General features: G+C 53.5%; 14 protein-coding genes. 5 read left to right on the top strand and 9 right to left on the bottom strand.

The window, feature by feature from the left end:
* Window positions 1–138: 138 nt before the first annotated feature.
* From MKX63_RS06645 to MKX63_RS06635, 3 genes are all read left to right on the top strand, one after another.
* Window positions 139–1,692 carry an FAD-dependent oxidoreductase gene (locus MKX63_RS06645; RefSeq protein WP_341016066.1) on the top strand — a complete coding sequence of 518 codons (1,554 nt, stop codon included), beginning with the start codon at window positions 139–141 and terminating at the stop codon, window positions 1,690–1,692.
* Between the two features lie 172 nt (window positions 1,693–1,864).
* On the top strand, window positions 1,865–2,584 hold the full coding sequence (locus tag MKX63_RS06640) for a 3-ketoacyl-ACP reductase (protein ID WP_341016064.1): 720 nt from the start codon (window positions 1,865–1,867) through the stop codon (window positions 2,582–2,584).
* A gap of 44 nt (window positions 2,585–2,628) precedes the next feature.
* Complete coding sequence (locus MKX63_RS06635) at window positions 2,629–2,949, top strand: antibiotic biosynthesis monooxygenase (protein WP_341016063.1); 321 nt, start codon at window positions 2,629–2,631, stop codon at window positions 2,947–2,949.
* Window positions 2,950–3,787: 838 nt separating this feature from the next.
* On the opposite strand, the gene MKX63_RS06630 is transcribed toward MKX63_RS06635, so the two are convergent.
* The 8 genes from MKX63_RS06630 to cidR form a co-directional block, all read right to left on the bottom strand.
* Entirely contained in the window at window positions 3,788–5,347 is a 1,560-nt protein-coding gene (locus MKX63_RS06630; RefSeq protein ID WP_341016062.1) for an IS1182 family transposase, read from the bottom strand.
* Between the two features lie 319 nt (window positions 5,348–5,666).
* On the bottom strand, window positions 5,667–7,895 hold the full coding sequence (locus MKX63_RS06625; protein WP_341016061.1) for an MMPL family transporter: 2,229 nt from the start codon (window positions 7,893–7,895) through the stop codon (window positions 5,667–5,669).
* Between the two features lie 639 nt (window positions 7,896–8,534).
* Window positions 8,535–10,439, bottom strand: coding sequence for an ABC transporter ATP-binding protein (locus tag MKX63_RS06620; RefSeq protein WP_341016059.1), 1,905 nt, complete (start codon window positions 10,437–10,439; stop codon window positions 8,535–8,537).
* Window positions 10,436–12,196, bottom strand: a complete 1,761-nt coding sequence (locus tag MKX63_RS06615) for an ABC transporter ATP-binding protein (RefSeq protein ID WP_341016058.1) — start codon at window positions 12,194–12,196, stop codon at window positions 10,436–10,438. Before MKX63_RS06615 ends, MKX63_RS06620 begins: the two co-directional genes overlap by 4 nt.
* Window positions 12,189–12,575 (bottom strand): MarR family winged helix-turn-helix transcriptional regulator, encoded by a 387-nt coding sequence (locus MKX63_RS06610; RefSeq protein ID WP_339251986.1) that lies wholly within the window; start codon window positions 12,573–12,575, stop codon window positions 12,189–12,191. The genes MKX63_RS06615 and MKX63_RS06610 overlap by 8 nt, the downstream gene beginning before the upstream one ends.
* A 404-nt stretch (window positions 12,576–12,979) precedes the next feature.
* Entirely contained in the window at window positions 12,980–14,386 is a 1,407-nt protein-coding gene (locus tag MKX63_RS06605) for a DNA-binding protein (RefSeq protein WP_341016057.1), read from the bottom strand.
* 123 nt (window positions 14,387–14,509) lie between these two features.
* Window positions 14,510–14,794 carry an aspartyl-phosphate phosphatase Spo0E family protein gene (locus tag MKX63_RS06600; protein ID WP_341016056.1) on the bottom strand — a complete coding sequence of 95 codons (285 nt, stop codon included), beginning with the start codon at window positions 14,792–14,794 and terminating at the stop codon, window positions 14,510–14,512.
* 114 nt (window positions 14,795–14,908) lie between these two features.
* Window positions 14,909–15,826: a cidABC operon transcriptional activator CidR gene (gene cidR, locus MKX63_RS06595; RefSeq protein WP_341016055.1), complete on the bottom strand. Its 918-nt coding sequence runs from the start codon at window positions 15,824–15,826 to the stop codon at window positions 14,909–14,911.
* 112 nt (window positions 15,827–15,938) lie between these two features.
* Between cidR and MKX63_RS06590 the strand changes: the two genes are divergently transcribed.
* Both MKX63_RS06590 and MKX63_RS06585 read left to right on the top strand, forming a co-directional pair.
* Complete coding sequence (locus MKX63_RS06590; protein ID WP_036728241.1) at window positions 15,939–16,310, top strand: CidA/LrgA family protein; 372 nt, start codon at window positions 15,939–15,941, stop codon at window positions 16,308–16,310.
* Window positions 16,310–16,990 (top strand): CidB/LrgB family autolysis modulator, encoded by a 681-nt coding sequence (locus MKX63_RS06585; protein ID WP_341018542.1) that lies wholly within the window; start codon window positions 16,310–16,312, stop codon window positions 16,988–16,990. The genes MKX63_RS06590 and MKX63_RS06585 overlap by 1 nt, the downstream gene beginning before the upstream one ends.
* Window positions 16,991–17,017: 27 nt before the next feature.
* Here MKX63_RS06585 and MKX63_RS06580 read toward each other — a convergent pair whose 3' ends face one another.
* Window positions 17,018–17,986 carry a Gfo/Idh/MocA family protein gene (locus MKX63_RS06580; protein WP_076159248.1) on the bottom strand — a complete coding sequence of 323 codons (969 nt, stop codon included), beginning with the start codon at window positions 17,984–17,986 and terminating at the stop codon, window positions 17,018–17,020.
* Window positions 17,987–18,018: the final 32 nt, after the last annotated feature.

Raw genomic sequence — 18,018 nt, 5'->3', positions numbered from 1 at the left:
CGTGATGAGTGATTGTGATTTCTTCATAGGTTGGCACTTTCTGGCGGTTTTCATGCACCTGCCGGGGAAGCGGAGCGTTTCTTTTCACGGAAGAGTGGTAATAAATGAAATGGATCATTACTTAGGAGGGACTAGACTATGAATACACAGGAGCCCCGTTCGCAAGGTCTTCCGCAATTTCCGGAATCGTTATGGGTAGGCAGCACCGGGCGGCCGTCTTTTCCGAGACTAGCGGAAGATCATGTCACAGACGTAGCTATTGTAGGGGCAGGAATTACCGGGATTACTACCGCTTATCTGCTGTCCCAGGCCGGATATAAGGTCACACTGCTTGAAGCCGGGCAGATCCTCGGCGGGGCTACCGGCTATACCAGTGCCAAAATCTCCGCCCAGCACGGTATGATCTATCATGATCTGGTGAAGCATTTCGGCGAGGAGCAGGCCCGGATGTATTATCAGTCGAACAGCGAGGCCATGGAGTGGATGATTGCCACAGCGGAGGAGCTGGACCTGTCCTGCGGGATGAAGCGGGAGGCTGCCTATCTGTATGCGGATCAAGGCGACGAGAAGACACTCAAGGCGTTGAATAAGGAATTCGAGGCTTATGGCAAGCTGAGACTGCCCGGAGAGTGGCTGGATCAGGTCCCCCTGCCGCTGGGCGCGGGCGGGGCCATCCGGATGCCGGATCAGGCCCGTTTTCATCCGCTGGAGTATCTGAAGGGGCTGCTGCAGGCGGTTCTGGACAGGGGCGGCACCGTATTTGAGCATACGATGATCGGGGAGAAGGTCGATACGGACGGACAGATAACCCTGCATACCGAGGGAGAGAAGTTCCAGATCCGTTGCCGCCATGCCGTGTCGGCTTCCCACTTCCCCTTCTATGACGGCGGGTCCCTCTACTTCTCGCGGCTGCATGCCGAACGCTCCTACTGCCTGGCATTCGAGCCGGAGACGGATTATGAGGGCGGCATGTATCTGAGTGCCGGTGAACCGACCCGTTCGCTGCGGGCCGTGGAGTGGGGAGACAGGAAGCTGGTCATCGCCGGCGGGGAGAACCATAAGACTGGCCAAGGCATCTGTACATTCGGCCACTATGAGAATCTGGAGCGGTTCGCCGGGAAGCTGTTGGGCATCCGCAGTATTCCGTTCCGCTGGTCCACCCAGGATCTGATCACGCTGGACCGGGTTCCCTATATCGGCAAGCGCGCGGAGGACGAGGAGATCTATATCGCCACCGGCTTCGGGAAGTGGGGCATGACGAACGGAACCGTGGCTGCCCGCCTGATCGCAGACGGCATTCTGGGGAGCAGTACCCCCTACACCGGGCTATATGATCCCTCACGCTTCAAGGCGGTGCCCGCCATCAAGAACTTCATTGTGCAGAACCTCTCGGTTGCCAAGGAGCTGGTCGCCGGAAAAGTGGAGATTGTACACACCAAGACAAAGGATCTGGAGCCGGATCAGGGGGCTGTTGTCTTCCATGACGGCAAACGCATTGGTGCCTACCGCGACCCTGAGGGCCAATTGCATCTTGTCGACAGAACCTGTACACACATGGGCTGTGAATGCGAATGGAATAACGCCGAGCGCTCCTGGGATTGCCCCTGCCACGGCTCCCGCTTCTCCTATGAAGGCGATGTACTCGAAGGTCCGGCAACCGTGCCGCTTAAGACAATTACGCCGGAAGACTAAAGAAGGAAGACCTGTCGCTGCGGGACATTAGCGGTACGGGGGGGCCTGGGCCAGCAGCCTGCACTGCCGGAGCTGCGGCTCCGGCGTGATTGTGCCCGGCCGCTCAGGTATAATAGACAGTATCTTCTAGAATTACCCTTCATTCTATATACAAGGAGCGTGACGACAGGTTATGGATTTGAGAGGAACCAGTATTGTCATTACAGGTGCAGGCAAGGGAATCGGCAAGGCGCTCGCTATGGCGCTGGCTAAGGAAGGCGCCAACCTGGGGCTGATCTCCAGAACCTCTGCGGATCTGGAGGCACTGAAGGCGGCGCTGACTGAGGTGTACGACATCAAGGTCAGTATCGCCGTGGCCGATATTGCAGTCCGTGAAGAAGCAGAGCGGGCAGTAGTGGCGCTGCAGAAGGATCTCGGGCCCTTCGACGCGCTTATTAACAACGCCGGGATCGCCCAGTTCGGCACGTTCCTGGAGATGGACCCGGCAGACTGGGAACGGCATATGCAGATCAACCTGTTCGGGGCATACTATGTGACCCGCGCGGCACTGCCTGCGATGATTGAGCGTTCGGGCGGCAATATCATCAACATCTCCTCCACCGCAGGAGAACGCGGCTTCGCCACAGGCTCCGCCTACTGTGCCTCCAAGTTTGCTCTCATGGGCATGACGGAGTCACTGGCGATGGAGGTACGCAAGCATAATATCCGTGTCGTAGCGCTAACCCCAAGCACCGTGAATACAGGCCTTGCTTCCGATGCGGGTCTTAAGATCGGGGACGAGGACCGGATGATGCAGCCGGAGGATGTGGCCGAGCTGACGCTGGCTGCGCTTAAGCTGCCTGACCGCGTCTTCCTGAAGACCGCAGGCATCTGGACCACGAATCCGCAATAAAGACAGTCTTTATGTAAAGTAAAGCCCTACAAGGAGGACTTGGCATGCTGGTAGTTACCAATACGATTAAGATCAAGGAAGGGCATGGTGAAGCGCTGGCCTCCCGGTTCAGCGCAGATAACGGGGTGCAGAGCATCCCCGGCTTCATCCGCATGGAGGTGTGGCACGGCGCGCCTAAGGAAGGCGTGGAAGAGCTGAAGATCTGCACTGTGTGGGAGAATGAGGAAGCATTGAACGGCTGGACCTCCAGTCCCGCCTTCCGGGACTCGCACCGCGGTGCCGGCCGGAACGAAGCTATTGTCGGTTCCTCGCTCGACAAGTACGAGCTGGTGCACAGCCGCACTCCGGACGTTCAGGCTGACTAGTCTGCTTCTTAAGCAGCACTTAGTGGAGAGGCCGGCCGTTTAGGACGGTCCTCTTTTCTGCGTGAAGGATAAGATTCTTGTGAGACATACTATGTATATGCTGTGTGTACAGCGTAGCTCATAGCTTTGGTGTCCTTCTCAACAAGTGGAAACAGCTTTGCCGTCCTTTTAAAGGACGGTACCGTTTCGGCGAGAAATAGAAGCATAATTTATAGCGCGAACATATAAATTAAATTACCTTCACGCGAGCACAATGTATGCTGTTTTTCGCATACATTCGCTTCATATGCCTGCTTGCGAGCACAATGTATGCTGTTTTTCACATACATTTGGACCATATGCCTGCTTGCGAGCACAATGTATGCTGTTTTTCACATACATTTGGCCCATGCGCCTGCTTGCGAGCACAATGTATGCTGTTTTTCGCATACATTTGGTCCATATGCCTGCTTGCGCACCGAATGTATGCTGTTTTTCGCATACATTCGCTTCATATGCCGCTATAACAGCCTATTGTATTCGGTTTTAAGCGTCCCTTCAGTCACATTCAGCATCACAGTCACTCTACGTATCATTTCGAAGAACTCTTATCCACAAATGTACATACCTTTTTACAGTGGAGGAAACTGTAGTTTTCTATAATACAAGTGGACACGGCATTGCCGTCCTTTTAGAGGACGGTACCTATTCAGCTACAAAGATATGGATAATTATAGCGCGAAGCATATAAATTATCTTTAAACAAAAGGGGCTGTCCCAAAAGTAAATATTCTATAGGTGGAAACAAAACCTGCAACTTTTTCAAAGCTTACCAAGTAAAAAAAGGAGCGATTCTCCGTTATTGGAGGACCGCTCCTTTGCGTTTCTGGTCGTTCGCTGCTTGCTTCAGCAGGTTGTGGGCGAGCGAAAGCCAACCGACCTCCAGCGTCACTTTTTCCAAGCCGCGAAGCAGAAAGCGCCGGAAGCCCCGGTTATTCTTTAATTGTCCAAATACACTTTCCGGCTCCGTCATTCGACGTACAGCCAATAGATAGCCTTCCTCGCTTCGGAGGATTTCTTTCGCCTGTTTCTGGTATCTAAGCCGCTCCAAACTGACTGCGATTTCCCGGTTTCCGCTTCCCTTCGTGCAGTTTTCTTTTAGCGGACAACCTCCGCAGCTTTGACTTTGGTAGTGACGCTTCTTAATTTCGTATCCACTCTCTGTGGTTTCCTTGCTTTCTCGTTGGAAATACAGCGGGTGTCCAGCTAAACACGTCCAACGATCCTCGGATCCGTCGTAGGTCCAGTTCTCGATTTTTCCGACGTCGGCTTTCCAGGCTTTGCTCTTTTCTTTGTGGTAGGTGCTGTATTTCACGACGGCCTGTATCTCGCTCTTTTCCAGATAGGCGTAGTTTTCTTCACTTCCATAGCCGGCATCTGCAATGACCGTCTTTGGAAGTTTCCCGAGGAACTGCTTTGTTTTTTCCAGATGTGGTTCTAAACAGCGGGTGTCACCCGGTCTTTGATGGAGACTGTAGGCCACAATAAACTGGTTTTCGGTCCCGATCTGTAGATTATAACCTGGCTTCAGTTGGCCATTTCGCATGTGATCTTCTTTCATCCGCATAAACGTTGCCTCTGGATCGGTCTTGCTGAAACTGTTACGGTCCCCAAGCAGCTTTTGATATTGTTCGTACTTCTGCAGTCGAGGGAGCAAATCCTTACGCAACTTCCGAACCGTCTTTTTTAGGGGCGTGTCTTTCGGTTTTTCGGCAAGCTGAGCTTCAAGCTTTTGCATGGCTTGTTCGAGTTTCTCACTGTCCATTTCTGAACCCGTGCGGAGTTCAGCCAGATCTTTGCCCTGGTTCTTTTGTTCTTCCTGCTCTTCCGCTACGTCAATGTCAGCGAATAGGGCCTGTACCTTATCTTGCAGTTTCGCTTTGTGTTTGCTGACCGCTTTGCTCCAGACAAAGGTGTAGCGATTGGCATTCGCCTCAATCTTAGTGCCGTCCACAAAATAATGCTCCAGAGACACGTATTTTTCGTTAGCCAGAAACTGAAGCACGGCGGTAAATACCGTTTCGAGGACATTTCTCATCCGCTGGGAACGGAAGCGATTCAGCGTGCGGAAGTCGGGTCGCTGCCGTCCGGCCAGCCACATGAAGGGAATGTTCTCCCGGACCGCTTTGGCGATTTGGCGAGACGAATAGATTCGCTGAGTGTATGCGTAGATGATGACTTTGGTAAGCATTTTAGGATGGTAGCTGTCACGGCCGCCGCCGGGATAGGCCGCGTCAAAAATGGCGTTGTCCAGCCGGTTGACGGCAGCATTCACGACGCGAACGAGGTGATTTTTCGGGATATCTTCTTCCAGATCCATTGGCAAGCAAAGTTGGTCCATGGTATATTGAATGTACAAAGAAACCTCTCCTTTGAAATGGTTGTGTGGTAACTCCATTTTAACAAAAGAGAGGTTTCTTTGTGTGATTTTAGAAAGATTTGAAGAACCTTTTCCCGCTTAAACAGCGGAGAGGACGGAACGATTGTGGAAAAGCGGCAGCGGTCGCCTTGGTCTCCGGATTTTCACCGTTAAGGGGAATGAAAAAAATCTGGAGAGCACAGCGATTGGAACAACGGTCCGTTCGCGCAGCGTTCACCCAAGTGCTCACGTTGATCCTACTACAAAATAAAGAGCTGTCACAAAAGCCATTTCATGGCTTTTTGTGACAGCCGCTTTGTTATTGCTGTGTATCCGAAGCAGACGCTTCACTGATCTCCTGATGCTTGCCCGGCCAGAAGGCTACGCGGCCAAAGAGGACGGTGATGGCCGGGACCAGAAACGGACGGACAACGAAGGTATCCAGCAGGACACCGATCGCAGTGATAATCCCGAACTGGACAAGCACCTGAATCGGAAGGCTTGCCAGCACGGCGAACGTACCGGCCAGGATAAGTCCGGCAGAGGTGATGACCGAGCCGGTCTCATTCACACCTTCTGCAATCGCCTGCTTCAGAGGCATATGCTTCCGCTTTTTCCAGATATTCGAGATCATGAAGATGTTGTAATCCTCCCCGAGCGCCACCAGGAAGACGAAGGAATACAGCGGAATGGAGCCTTGTATCGCGTCTGCTCCAAGCACATAATGAATGATGATCCAGCCAAGGCCCAGTGCTGAGAAGAACGACAGGATTACCGTCCCCACCAGATACACTGTGGCTACGACAGATCTGAGATAGACCAGCAGCAGCACCGTAATCAGGCCGATAACGACCGGTATGATCAGATCGGTGTCCCGTTCTCCAAGCTCCTTGGTATCGTGCTGGGTAGCAGTCTGGCCGCTGATCCATACCTTATCCTGCGCGTTCTCAATCCCGGATTCCGTCAGAGCCGACTCAACCGTAGCCTGTAGTGCCGGGATATGGTCCATCGCCTCAATTGAATACGGATTGTCCTTGAACTCAATATCATAGGCAGTAATCTTGGGGTTGACGGCACCCTGCTGCGGGTCTGAGACCACATCCACATAGGATAGGCTGCTCAGCACGGATTTCAGGTCTTCTCCGCCGGATAACCCTTCCGTATCCACCATCAGCTTGGCAGGGGCCAGCTCACCGGGGGAGAATTGCTTGCCGATCAGGTCGAAGCCTTCCCGCGACTCCATAGTCTTCGGGAACGACGACAGAATATCGTAAGTGAACTTAATTCCGCTGGAGAATGAGGCCAGCACTCCCAAAAGCACCACTGTAATTCCGACAATGGCCCACGGGCGGGATACCACCAGGTATCTGATTCCCTTGCGGCGTACTGGCTGCGGCTGCGGCACCGGTTTGCCCTTGGCCTTAGCCCGCTCCGCTTCCATCTGCGGCGTACGCGGCACGAATGGGAAGAACGAGGTCCGTCCGAAGATCGCCAGCAAGGCCGGAACCAGGGTCAGACTGGCTACCCCCATAATCAGAATGGAGACGCTGAACGGCACTGCAAACCGGTGGTACGCGCCGTATTTGGCCAGCAGCAGAGCGAAGAGAGCCAGCACTACGGTGAAGCCGCTCATCGCAATCGCCCCCGAGGAGTGGGAAATGGCGCTCAGCAGTGCACGCCCCTTATTCTCCTCCACCTTCAGCATCTGGCGGAAGCGCGAGATCAGGAACAGGCAATAGTCTGTCCCTGCCCCGAAGAGCAGCACCGTCATAATCGAAACCGCCTGCGAATCCACCGTAATCCAGCCTTCCTTGGCCATCAGACCAAGCACCGGGCTGGTTACGCCATAAGCAAAGCCTACAGCAACCAGCGGAATCAACGCCAGGATAGGTGAACGGTAGATCAGCAGCAGGAAGACCAGCACCAGAATGACGGTGGCAATCAGCAGCGATACATCGGCATTCTTGAATAGCCCTGTAGCATCTACTGAGATTCCAACCGGGCCGGATACGCGCAGGCTTAAGTCTCCGCTGTCCGGCTTGGCGGCAGACGGGTCAGTCCCCGTCTCCGTCCGGACCAGCTCCTTCAGACTCTTGAGCGACTCCCCAAGCTGGTCGCTGTCTGCCGTCTTGTCGAACAGTACCGGGGTAACGAGCGTGCTCCGGTCCTCCGACAGGGACGCCTGCAATGCTTGCGGCGGCAGCTTGCCCAGCGGCGGCACGAAGTTCTGATGCTCAAGAGGCTGCTGCTCAAGCTTGCTGTATACTGCGGTTATATGTACGAGATCCTCCTCCGGGATTCCGCCGTCACGATGCCACACGAGCAGTGCCGGCACTCCGCTTCCGGCGGGAAATTCTCTCTCGGCAACGGCCGATGCCCGCACCGACTGTGAATCCTCCGGCAGATTGGAAGCATTGCCCGCAACCTGCGAATTCACCGAAGGCCATAGCATTGTAAGCACCCCAACCAGTACAATCCACACCAGCAGCGTGATCCATTTGGTCTTGCTCCCTGCTACCCATTTTCCGTAGCCCGACATACCTTTCATCCTCTCTCCTATCCGTCCGCCCAAAAAATGAGCCGCGGGTCATTTTGATATCCTTATCATATATACCCCGAAAATTTTAAGCAAATCTTTTTTCTGAAATTTAGAACAACTAAAGTTATCACTGCCGTTACTGCCCCCTGGAATGCCTGTACTTGTGCCGTAGATGCCGTGGACACAGGGGAATTCCACACTCTATTTCTAGTATAATCTGGAAACTACTATATAATACACAGGCGGCTACAGACTATGACTTGAACCCTGCATAGAAATCTTGCAGAAATTGCAACTTCCCCCTCACAGACAAGCTGGTATTTAGAGGATTGCTGCACAAAATGCAGGAATTTTTATTAGTAGCCTATGGATGGAGCAGGAATGCTGCTTTCTGTGCAACAATTTGAGATTTAGGCTAATTGGATGCGGGGAAATTTGTATTATATGCAGGAAAAGTTAGATTGGTGGAATCGAGTGGCGGCAAAGGTAAGCGGTGAGTTGGTGCGTGGGTTGATGAGTGAGTAAGTCAGTGAGTGAGTGCAAAAAAACGTTCATACAGAGAATGTCCGAAGACGCTCTGCATGAACGCTGGTTAAAGTCGGCTGTGGTATACAGCTGTCTGTAGAACTATTCTATTACAAACTCAGATCAGCCTGCGTCCGGCAGATCATCCCCGGAGAACTGGCTGTTATAAAGATCGGCATAGAAGCCGCCGGCTTCCAGCAGTTCCACATGGGTGCCCTTCTCGATGACACTGCCCTGGTTCATCACCAGGATCAGGTCGGCGTCCTTGATGGTGGACAGGCGGTGAGCGATCACGAAGCTCGTTCTGCCGTGCATCAGCGTGTTCATCGCCTTCTGGATCTGCACCTCTGTGCGCGTATCTACGCTGCTGGTGGCTTCATCCAGAATAAGGATGGACGGATCAGCCAGAATCGCCCGGGCGATGGTAAGCAGCTGCTTTTGACCCTGGGAGATGTTGGAGGCCTCTTCATTCAGAATCGTGTCATACCCGAGCGGCAGCGTACGGATGAAATGATCGGCATGCGCAGCCTTGGCTGCACGCACCACATCAGCCTCCGTAGCCCCTTCCCGGCCGTAAGCGATATTATCGCGGATCGTTCCGTTGAACAGCCAGGTATCCTGGAGCACCATACCGAATTTGCTGCGCAGCTCGCTGCGCTTCATATCGGTGATGTTCACCCCATCGATCACAATCTCACCGCCGCTGATCTCATAGAAGCGCATGAGCAGGTTGATCAGCGTGGTTTTGCCGGCTCCGGTTGGCCCTACAATCGCGATGGTCTGTCCCGGACTGACCTCGATGTTCATGTCTTCAATCAGGAGTTCACCCGGCTTGTAGCCGAACTGCACGTGACGGAACTCCACAGAGCCCTCTTCTGCATCTGCTGGACGTTTCGCCAGTGTAGCAGCCGTTTCAGGAACTTCCTCTTCCTCATCCAGCAGTTCAAATACACGTTCTGCCGAAGCGATGGTTGATTGAATGATGTTGGCAATATTCGCGGTCTGCGTAATCGGCATAGTGAATTGGCGCGAATACTGGATGAACGCCTGGATGTCACCGACATCGATTGCTTTTTTGGTCACGAAGATCCCGCCGACCACACATACCAGCACATACCCCAGGTTCCCGATGAACATCATCAGCGGCATAATAATCCCGGAGATGAACTGGGAGCGCCAGCCGGAGTTATAGAGGTCCTCATTGATGGCATTGAAGTCCTTCAGGGAGTTCTTTTCCCGTCCAAAAGCCTTGATAATCCGGTGCCCGGTATACATCTCCTCCACATGTCCATTCAGCTGGCCCAGCGATTTCTGCTGTCCGACAAAATAGGTCTGGGAGCGCTTGGTGATCAGCATAATCACCACGAAGCTCAGCGGCAGCGTAACGATCGTAATCAGAGTCAGCCACGGGCTGATCGTCAGCATCATCACAATAACCCCGACAATCGTCACAATGGAGGTGATCAGCTGGGTCAAGCTCTGCTGCAGGGTGGTACTGATGTTGTCCACATCATTGGTCGCCCGGCTGAGAATCTCCCCGTGGGTCCGGGAATCGAAATATTTCAGCGGCAGCCGCTCCAGCTTGCTGTTGATCTGCTCACGCATATCGTATACAACCTTCTGTGCCACACCAGCCATTACATACTGCTGAATATAACTGAACAGCGCACTGAACAGATACAGGCCTGCCAGCAGGATCAGAATATCATTCACATAGCCAAAATCAATCTTAGCTCCAGGCACGCCCATTATTTTGCCATAAGCGCCCTCGAACAGCTTGGTCGTTGCCTTCCCCATGACCTTGGGGCTGAAAATACTGAATACGGTACTGGCAATCGCCATCACGAATACAATCAACAGCTGGACCTGGCGCGGACGTAAATACCGGACCAGGCGGCGCAGGGTGCCCTTGAAATCCTTCGCCTTCTCCGCCGGCATTCTCATGCCGGGACCGCCGCCCGGCCCCCCGCCGAAGCCGCCGTGTCTGCCGCCCTGCGGCGGCTTGACTGCTTTGTTCTGCTCACTCATGCTATTTCCTCCTCTGACAGCTGCGAGGATACAATCTCGCGGTACACCTCATTGTTGTCCAGCAGCTCGCGGTGCGTGCCCATTCCGACAATCTTACCTTCATCCAGTACGATAATCCGGTCTGCATCCATTACCGTGCTTACCCGCTGTGCGACGATAAGGACCGTAGATTCCGTGGTCTCCTCCTTGAGCGCAGCACGCAGCTTGGCATCGGTCTTGAAGTCCAGCGCGGAGAAGCTGTCATCGAACAGATATACCTCCGGCTTGCGGACGAGGGCACGGGCGATCGACAGGCGCTGCTTCTGGCCGCCGGAGACGTTGCCGCCCCCCTGGGAGATGCTTGAATCGAAGCCGTCCTTCATCGCCGTGACGAAGTCATAGGCCTGTGCCACCTTGGCGGCATGAAGAATTTCTTCCTCGGTAGCATCCTCTTTACCGTAACGGATATTCTCGTTGATGGTACCGGTGAACAGCACGGCTTTTTGCGGAATATAACCAATCTTGCTCCGCAGATCCTCCTGCGTCATCTGGCGGACATCCACACCGTCCACACTCACCGTACCCTCTATTGCATCATAGAATCTAGGAATCATGTTCAGCAGCGTGGACTTGCCTGACCCCGTTCCGCCGATAATGGCGGTAATCTCACCGGGACGCGCACTGAAGGTAATGCCCGACAAGGCTGCCTGCTCTGCACCCGGATAAGCGAAGGATACGTTGTCGAACTCCACATACCCGCGCAATCCGTCACGGCCGTCCCCTTGTGTAGCTGTAGCCGTAGTCTTCAGTTCCGCAGAGGTAGGGTCCTTAATCTCAGGCTGCATATCCAGCACTTCATTAATGCGCAGCGCTGAGGCAGAAGCTCTTGGAATCAGCACGAACATCATCGATACCATGATCAGCGAGAACATGATCTGCATTGCATACTGAATGAAAGCCATAAGGGAGCCGACCTGCAGATCCCCGTCTCCGATACGGATTCCTCCGTAATACAGAATGGCAATCATCGAGAAGTTCATGACGATCATCATCAGCGGCATGAGCCCCGCCATTACCTTGTTGACTTTAATCGCCGTGTCGGTAAGGTCGCGGTTGGCCGCACTGAACCGTCTGTTCTCATGCTCAATCCGGTTGAAGGAGCGGATGACACGGATACCGGTCAGGTGCTCACGCAGTACCAGATTTAATTTATCCAGCTTGATCTGGATCGCCTTGAACAGCGGAAGGCCCTTCATTCCGATGAAAAATATCGCTCCGACCAGCAGCGGAATCACCACTACAAAGATCAGCGAGAGCTTGGCGTCCTCTGACACCGCCATAATAATCCCGCCGATCATCATCATCGGGGCACCGACCATCATGCGGAGCATCATAGTCAGGACGGTCTGAACCTGTGTAATATCATTAGTGGTACGTGTAATCAATGAGGCCGTACCCAGCTTATCGAATTCATGGAGCGTAAAGTTCTCTACATGATTGAAGACCCGGGAACGGGTATTCTTCCCGAAGCCTGCCGCCACCCTGGCTGACAGATAACTGGCAATAATAGAGCATAGCACACCTCCAGCAGCCACCAGCAGCATGAAGCCGCCGATTCTCCAGATATAAGGCTGGTCTCCGTCCACAATTCCTTTGTCGATAATGTCGCTCATCAAGGTAGGCAGATACAAATCACCCATGGATTGCAGGAATACCAGAATCAATACCCCTGCGATGGCCAAGCGGAAGGGCTTCAGTTGTTTCATTAATTTAATCATGCTTCTCATCTCCGTTCATTTGTAGCCGGTCTAGATTAGGCGGAGGATTATCCTCCATAAAGGCATAGACTTTCAGCAGCAGTTCCGCCAGTTGATCAGATTCTTCCTCACCCAAATACTCCACCATCCGGTTAAGTGTGGCGTCCATATGATCCCTGGCCCTGCGGGTAATTATTTTCCCCTGTTCAGTCAACTTGATGCGCACTACCCTCCGGTCAGACGGATCAGCCTGCCGTTCTACCATCTGCTTGGCCTCAAGACTGTTAATCAGCTGGGTTACCGTTGGCGGAGTCAGTCCCAGGAAACGGCTGATCTCCGACACCTTAAGTCCCAGATCTGAAGTATGCGACGCCCGTGCAATACATATCAGTAAAGTCATCTCACTTGGCTTATGCCCCTCCACCGAGTGATGCCAATGCCCTTTGCGCAGCTTCCGAAGTGCAGAGAAAAGCTTGTGTCCGACTGAGTTTTCACCTTCGCGATTTATCCCAATGCTTCCACCCCATTTTTAGTTAGGTTCCCAAATAATTAAACCATGCATTAATTAGGCTACCTAATTATATTTTCGTACCTGCAATTTGTCAATTCCTGATTATGCTCTTACTATGTAATTTATTTCACATTACCACGCACAAACGCTCCCTCGACACAGAAGGCCGGGGAGTCTCTCTTAGCTATACAATTAACCGCTCTAATCCGCTTTAGAATTCCACTCCGTGTTCAACAGCGGTAAAGCCTTTCACCTTCGACCTCTGGTCTGTTCCTGTACCCGCAAGAATGAAGCTAAACAATACCAAAACGCTGGCCGTCATCAACAGTGATCTCTTCATGCGCTCTCACCTCCCTGATCAGTTCCCGGTACGCATTCTGCTGGGTATCCGAAGCGTAGTCTCTGTTCACTTCAAATAAGGTTACACAATTAATAAAGTCCTTGCCGCTGTTCAGCCTGATGGTCAGTCGCAGACAATGAATGATATAGTCAATTCCCTTGGTATACTGGTTGCGGGAGATATGGTAGATCGCAATCTGATAATAGAGACGATACACCCGGTCTACATTAATCGTATCCTGGAATTGTTCAAACCGCAGCATCTCCCGGGAAAAGCGCGACATCACCGCATCAGCGGAGAACCCGAAGCGGTTGGCCGACTCCATAATGATCACCATGCCGGACAGAATCTCGCCGGGATGCTCGGACAAGAAAGCGATATAGGACGGCAATACAGAGATATTGCCCATCAGAATCTCCAGCGTGAACCCGTTGGCCGTAGCAAACAGCTTGAAGCTGTCCACACTGCTGCGCCCCTCGTCATCCAGCATCTCGAACCATCCCAGGTCCGCATAGCCGGCGGTATATTTCTTGGCCTGCTCATACTCCCCCTGCTTGGTAAGCGCCGATGCCTTCAGCAGATAACCGTGCCCGTAATAGACTACCAGCGGACGTTCTGCCTGAAAGGGCTCTGCCCTCTTCCCCTTAATGCGGCGCAGCTCCTCACGGTAGGTTCCGCTTGCTAATGCCCTCAGCTCGTCGGCGAACTTCTCTACATCCTTCCAGCGGTGCAGCGCGAAGCATACCTTCGCCAGCTTCAGCAGCCCGTCCAGCTGCATCTCCTCGGGAAGCAGTCCACGATACGGCTCGAAGCTGATTACAGCGCGCAGCTTCTGCTCCATATCCACATCGGGCGTGGACTGCAGCGACTTGAAGATACGGTACTGGCTAATCGCCATGCGCTCGGAATAGCTGTCTTGTTCATGGTCTACAATCAGCTTGTAGAATACGATGGACTCCTGTACTTTGCCGCTGCAGAATAGCCTCTCTGCCACCCTGTAGATGATATCCAGCGGCCGCTGATATTCCATAATCCGCCTCAAGACCTCTTCAATGCATTGCTGCTTGCCCATCTCGGCACATTTGACCAGGAAAGGCTCAATGCGGCGGCGGGAGATCCGTTCTTCACTGAAGCACTCATCCACATACAGCGGATACAGCCAGCCTTCCGGGAAGCCGAAGGCCCGGATCATGGCATCAAGCTGTCCCAGCGAGATGGGCTTCGGCGGATTGCCGTGAAGAATGGCGCTGAGACTGCCGCGGTTCAAGCCGGAGATTTTGGCAAATGAGGCAAGATTATGGCCCGAGCGGGACAGACTCTTCTCGATTTCTGTACGTAATGTAGTCAGCTTCGCCTCCACCCGGCACCTCCCTATCCATCATTCAGGTTATCCTTCTATTAATTGCCATTATAGGACAACACTATGAAAAGCACAACAAAATGGCCCCACATTAGTAGGACCATGATTAGCATTCACCATCGATTATTGCTGCAAAGCCGCCTGATTCCTGATCCGCTGGCTCTTCTTATTCTTGCCGTAGGGCGCGGCTCCATTCTTCCGGCTGCGCAGGCTCTCCATCATCAGGTTCTGGGCCATCACAATATATCCATCCAGCCGCTGGCTTAACTCCAGCACCGCATGATCGCTCAAACTCCGCTCCTGGGCTACCTCCAGCAGCTCGCTTCTTAAATTCTCTATAGTAAGGAACAGCTCATCTTCTCTGTAATCCCGGCCGTTAGCATCAGGAGAATTCTGGTAAAGGTTCACGGTTACTCACCTTCTCTCTATCAACTTCTCCCCTATCATAAATCATGATGCCAAAAAACAAAATTTGCAAAAAAAGAAAAAAATGTCGGCGGAAGTATAAATAAGCTCTGTTATTTATATATCCTCCGCAGGCTCAGACGGCGAATACCGCTCCCCGAGCATATTCATCGCAAAGGCAATCCACTCCCTGGCGGCAAAGGAGAGATAGCGGTCCTTGCGCCAAATCATACCCAGCTGCCAGGGAATCACCGGCTCGGTCAGCGGAATAACTGCAATCCGCGTACGGTCGATATCCCGGCAGATGGTCTCCGGCAGCAGCGCAATGCCCATTCCGGCGGCGACCATCCGGCTGATGAGATCCCACTGGGAGCTTTCATAGACCACCTTGGGCTGAAAGCCCGCCTTGACGCATTCCGAGATGATCCGGTCATGCAGAGCGAAGTCTTCCCGGAACAGGACGAACTCCTCTTCGGCCAGCTCTTTCAGCGGCACCTGCTGCGCTGCGTCCAGCCGGTGTCCGGCGGGAACCAGCAGCTCCAGCCGCTCCTCCACGAAGGTAAAGCTATGGAACCGCGCCTGGTCCACCGGGAGCACAATCGCTCCGATATCGAGCAGGCCGGATTCTACGTCATCCTCCACTTTCTTTGCCCCGTCCTCATGCAGCCGGATCGTCACCTCGGGGTACTTGCGGTGGAATTCCCCGATGACCGCCGGGAAGAAGCTCGCCCCCACCATGGGCGGCAGTCCGATACGGATATGCCCCTGCTTCAGATTGCGCAGGCTGTCCAGCTCGGCGGAGAGGCTGGCAAAGGACTCTACAATGTTCTGCGCCTTGATGAGCAGCAGCTCTCCGGCATCCGTCAGGCGGATGCTCCGGCCCTCGCGGTAGAACAGATCGGCCCCCAGTTCCGTCTCCAGATTGCGGATCATCTTGCTGATGGTCGGCTGGGTGATATACAGCGATTCTGCGGCTCTGGAGAAGCTGTTCAGCCTTGCGGCCTGCACGAAATACTCCAGTTGTCTGATATCCATTAGGCACCCTCCATGTATAGACAATTAGAATGTGAGATATTCAATCTATTCATTGTACCTATGAAAGAATCAGATGTAAAATTTCAGTAAGAGATGAAAGGAGGTAATCATGATGAAAAAGATTGCCTTAGGCTTACTGCAGGTGGCCGGACTAACCGTGTTCTCCCTGCTGGTTAACGGATTAACCTCACTGCTGCATATTCCGCTTCCCGGAAGCATTATCGGGATGATTCTATTATTCCTGCTGCTCGAATCCGGCGTGATCCGTCTGAACTGGGTGGAGGCAGGAGCTTCGTGGCTGCTGGCTGAGCTGCTGCTGTTCTTCATTCCATCGGCTATCGGGGTGATGAACTATTCGAAGCTGCTGGAATCCTTCGGCCTGCAGGTGTTGGCTGTTGTGCTCGTGGGCACCTTTGCTGTCATGGCCAGCTCAGGTCTGCTGACAGGTATGATCTATAAAGTAAAGGAGCGTAGAAGCTCATGATGACTGGACTATTATTCCTTGGACTTACCATTACGGTATATCTTATAACTAAACGGATCTATGCGGCCAGCGGTAAAATGTACACTTCTCCGCTGATCATCACTCCGCTGGTAATTATCGGCTTCCTGCTAATTACAGGCAGCTCTTATGAATCCTACAATGCAGGCGGCAAATGGCTGTCAGACCTGCTTCAGCCGGCGACCATCGCCTTCGCGATTCCGCTGCACAAGAACTTCAAGCTGCTCAAAAAGCACGCCGCCGAAATTGCGGCAGGCGTGCTGTCAGGAACGGTAACAGCTGTACTGTCTTCCATGCTGCTGGCCAAATTAATGCACCTGAGCGGAGATCTCGCCACCAGCCTGGTCCCCCGTTCGGTAACTACGCCGATTGCCATGAGCATCTCGCAGAGCATCGGCGGAGTTCCCAGCATCACCGCTGTCTTCGTCATTCTCACGGGCGTACTTGGAACCATGATGGGGCCCTCGGTGCTGCGCCTCTTCCACATTGAGAATGAAGTGGCGCGCGGGGTCTCCCTTGGCACCGCAGCGCATGGCACCGGCACCTCCAAGGCCTTCGAGCTTAGCTCGCTGACCGGCACCATCTCCAGTATCTCAATGATTCTGGCGGCGCTGTTCTCCATCGGCCTGGCACCCGCACTGATCGCCGTGTTCATTCATTAAGCAGCCCTTTGGCCCTAAGACAGAGTCCTACAGCTTCACAGGCAATCCGCTCTGGGCGGATTCATACGCGGCGCAGGTTACCTTCAGCGTCTTGTACCCGTCCTCATAATCGCTGAGAATCCGGGAGCGGTCTCCGGTGCGGACAGCGTACAGGAAGGCCTCGCTCTCTACCGCGTAAGGGTTGCCCGTATTCTTGTATTCCTTGCTGTCCCCGCTGCGGACTTCGAGCAGACGCTCCGGATTCCAGTCCAGCATGCCGTTGTCATTATAGAAGCTGATTCCGGCCTTGTTCACCTCACCGGGCAGCACACAGGTATTGGAGATGCTGGCGATAATGCCGCTTGCAAGCTTGAGCGACACAGTGCCCACATCGGCAACGGTCACCCCTTCATGCTTCTCATGCATAATCCGGTTGCCGAACATGCCGTAGACCTCGGTCACCTCACCGGCCAGATAACGCAGCAGGTCAACAATATGCGTCGTCTGCTCCGTGAATTGCCCGCCCGACTGCTCCTGATTGCGCCACCACGCCACGCCGGGCATTCCGCCCATCCATTCTCCGGTAATCATCCCTACCTTGTCTCCGGCAAGCGTCTGCTTCAGCCGCTGGATATTCTCCTGGTAGCGGAAGTGATAGCCTACCGAGGTCAGCAGCTGATGCTGCTTGATATCCTCCAGCAGACTTGCCGGAATGGCCGTACTTGAGCCTAGCGGCTTCTCGATGAAAAAGGGGATGTCTCTGCGGATCAGCGCCCGTTCAATCGCTCCGTGCGACTGTGGCGGCACACAGATGTAGACAGCATCCAGCTTGTGGCTGTCCAGCATCTCGGTAATCTCCCCGTAGCCTTCGGCCCCGTAAGGGCGGGCCATCTCTTCTCCCTTAAGCTTACTGCTGCCGCAGACTGCCTTCAGCGACACATCCTCCATGCCTGCCAGCAAATCCGCATGTACCTTGGAGAACCAGCCTGTTCCAACAAGTCCGATATTAAGCGTCATGTCATTACCTCCTGAGTTGTCTGGTGAATGCC

Source organism: Paenibacillus sp. FSL R7-0179 (assembly GCF_038002265.1).
Taxonomy (GTDB): domain Bacteria; phylum Bacillota; class Bacilli; order Paenibacillales; family Paenibacillaceae; genus Paenibacillus_AQ.
Note: the sequence above shows the minus strand (reverse complement) of the source record. Positions and strands in the feature narration are given on the sequence as shown.

What these genes read in the sequence shown, in the direction of transcription:
- MKX63_RS06610 (WP_339251986.1), bottom strand. Translation starts at nt 12,575, where the DNA reads ATGACTTTACTGATATGTATTGCACGGGCGTCGCATACTTCAGATCTG.
- cidR (WP_341016055.1), bottom strand. Translation starts at nt 15,826, where the DNA reads ATGGATATCAGACAACTGGAGTATTTCGTGCAGGCCGCAAGGCTGAAC.
- MKX63_RS06645 (WP_341016066.1), top strand. Translation starts at nt 139, where the DNA reads ATGAATACACAGGAGCCCCGTTCGCAAGGTCTTCCGCAATTTCCGGAA.
- MKX63_RS06580 (WP_076159248.1), bottom strand. Translation starts at nt 17,986, where the DNA reads ATGACGCTTAATATCGGACTTGTTGGAACAGGCTGGTTCTCCAAGGTA.
- MKX63_RS06590 (WP_036728241.1), top strand. Translation starts at nt 15,939, where the DNA reads ATGAAAAAGATTGCCTTAGGCTTACTGCAGGTGGCCGGACTAACCGTG.
- MKX63_RS06620 (WP_341016059.1), bottom strand. Translation starts at nt 10,439, where the DNA reads ATGAGTGAGCAGAACAAAGCAGTCAAGCCGCCGCAGGGCGGCAGACAC.
- MKX63_RS06635 (WP_341016063.1), top strand. Translation starts at nt 2,629, where the DNA reads ATGCTGGTAGTTACCAATACGATTAAGATCAAGGAAGGGCATGGTGAA.
- MKX63_RS06615 (WP_341016058.1), bottom strand. Translation starts at nt 12,196, where the DNA reads ATGATTAAATTAATGAAACAACTGAAGCCCTTCCGCTTGGCCATCGCA.
- MKX63_RS06625 (WP_341016061.1), bottom strand. Translation starts at nt 7,895, where the DNA reads ATGAAAGGTATGTCGGGCTACGGAAAATGGGTAGCAGGGAGCAAGACC.
- MKX63_RS06585 (WP_341018542.1), top strand. Translation starts at nt 16,310, where the DNA reads ATGACTGGACTATTATTCCTTGGACTTACCATTACGGTATATCTTATA.
- MKX63_RS06640 (WP_341016064.1), top strand. Translation starts at nt 1,865, where the DNA reads ATGGATTTGAGAGGAACCAGTATTGTCATTACAGGTGCAGGCAAGGGA.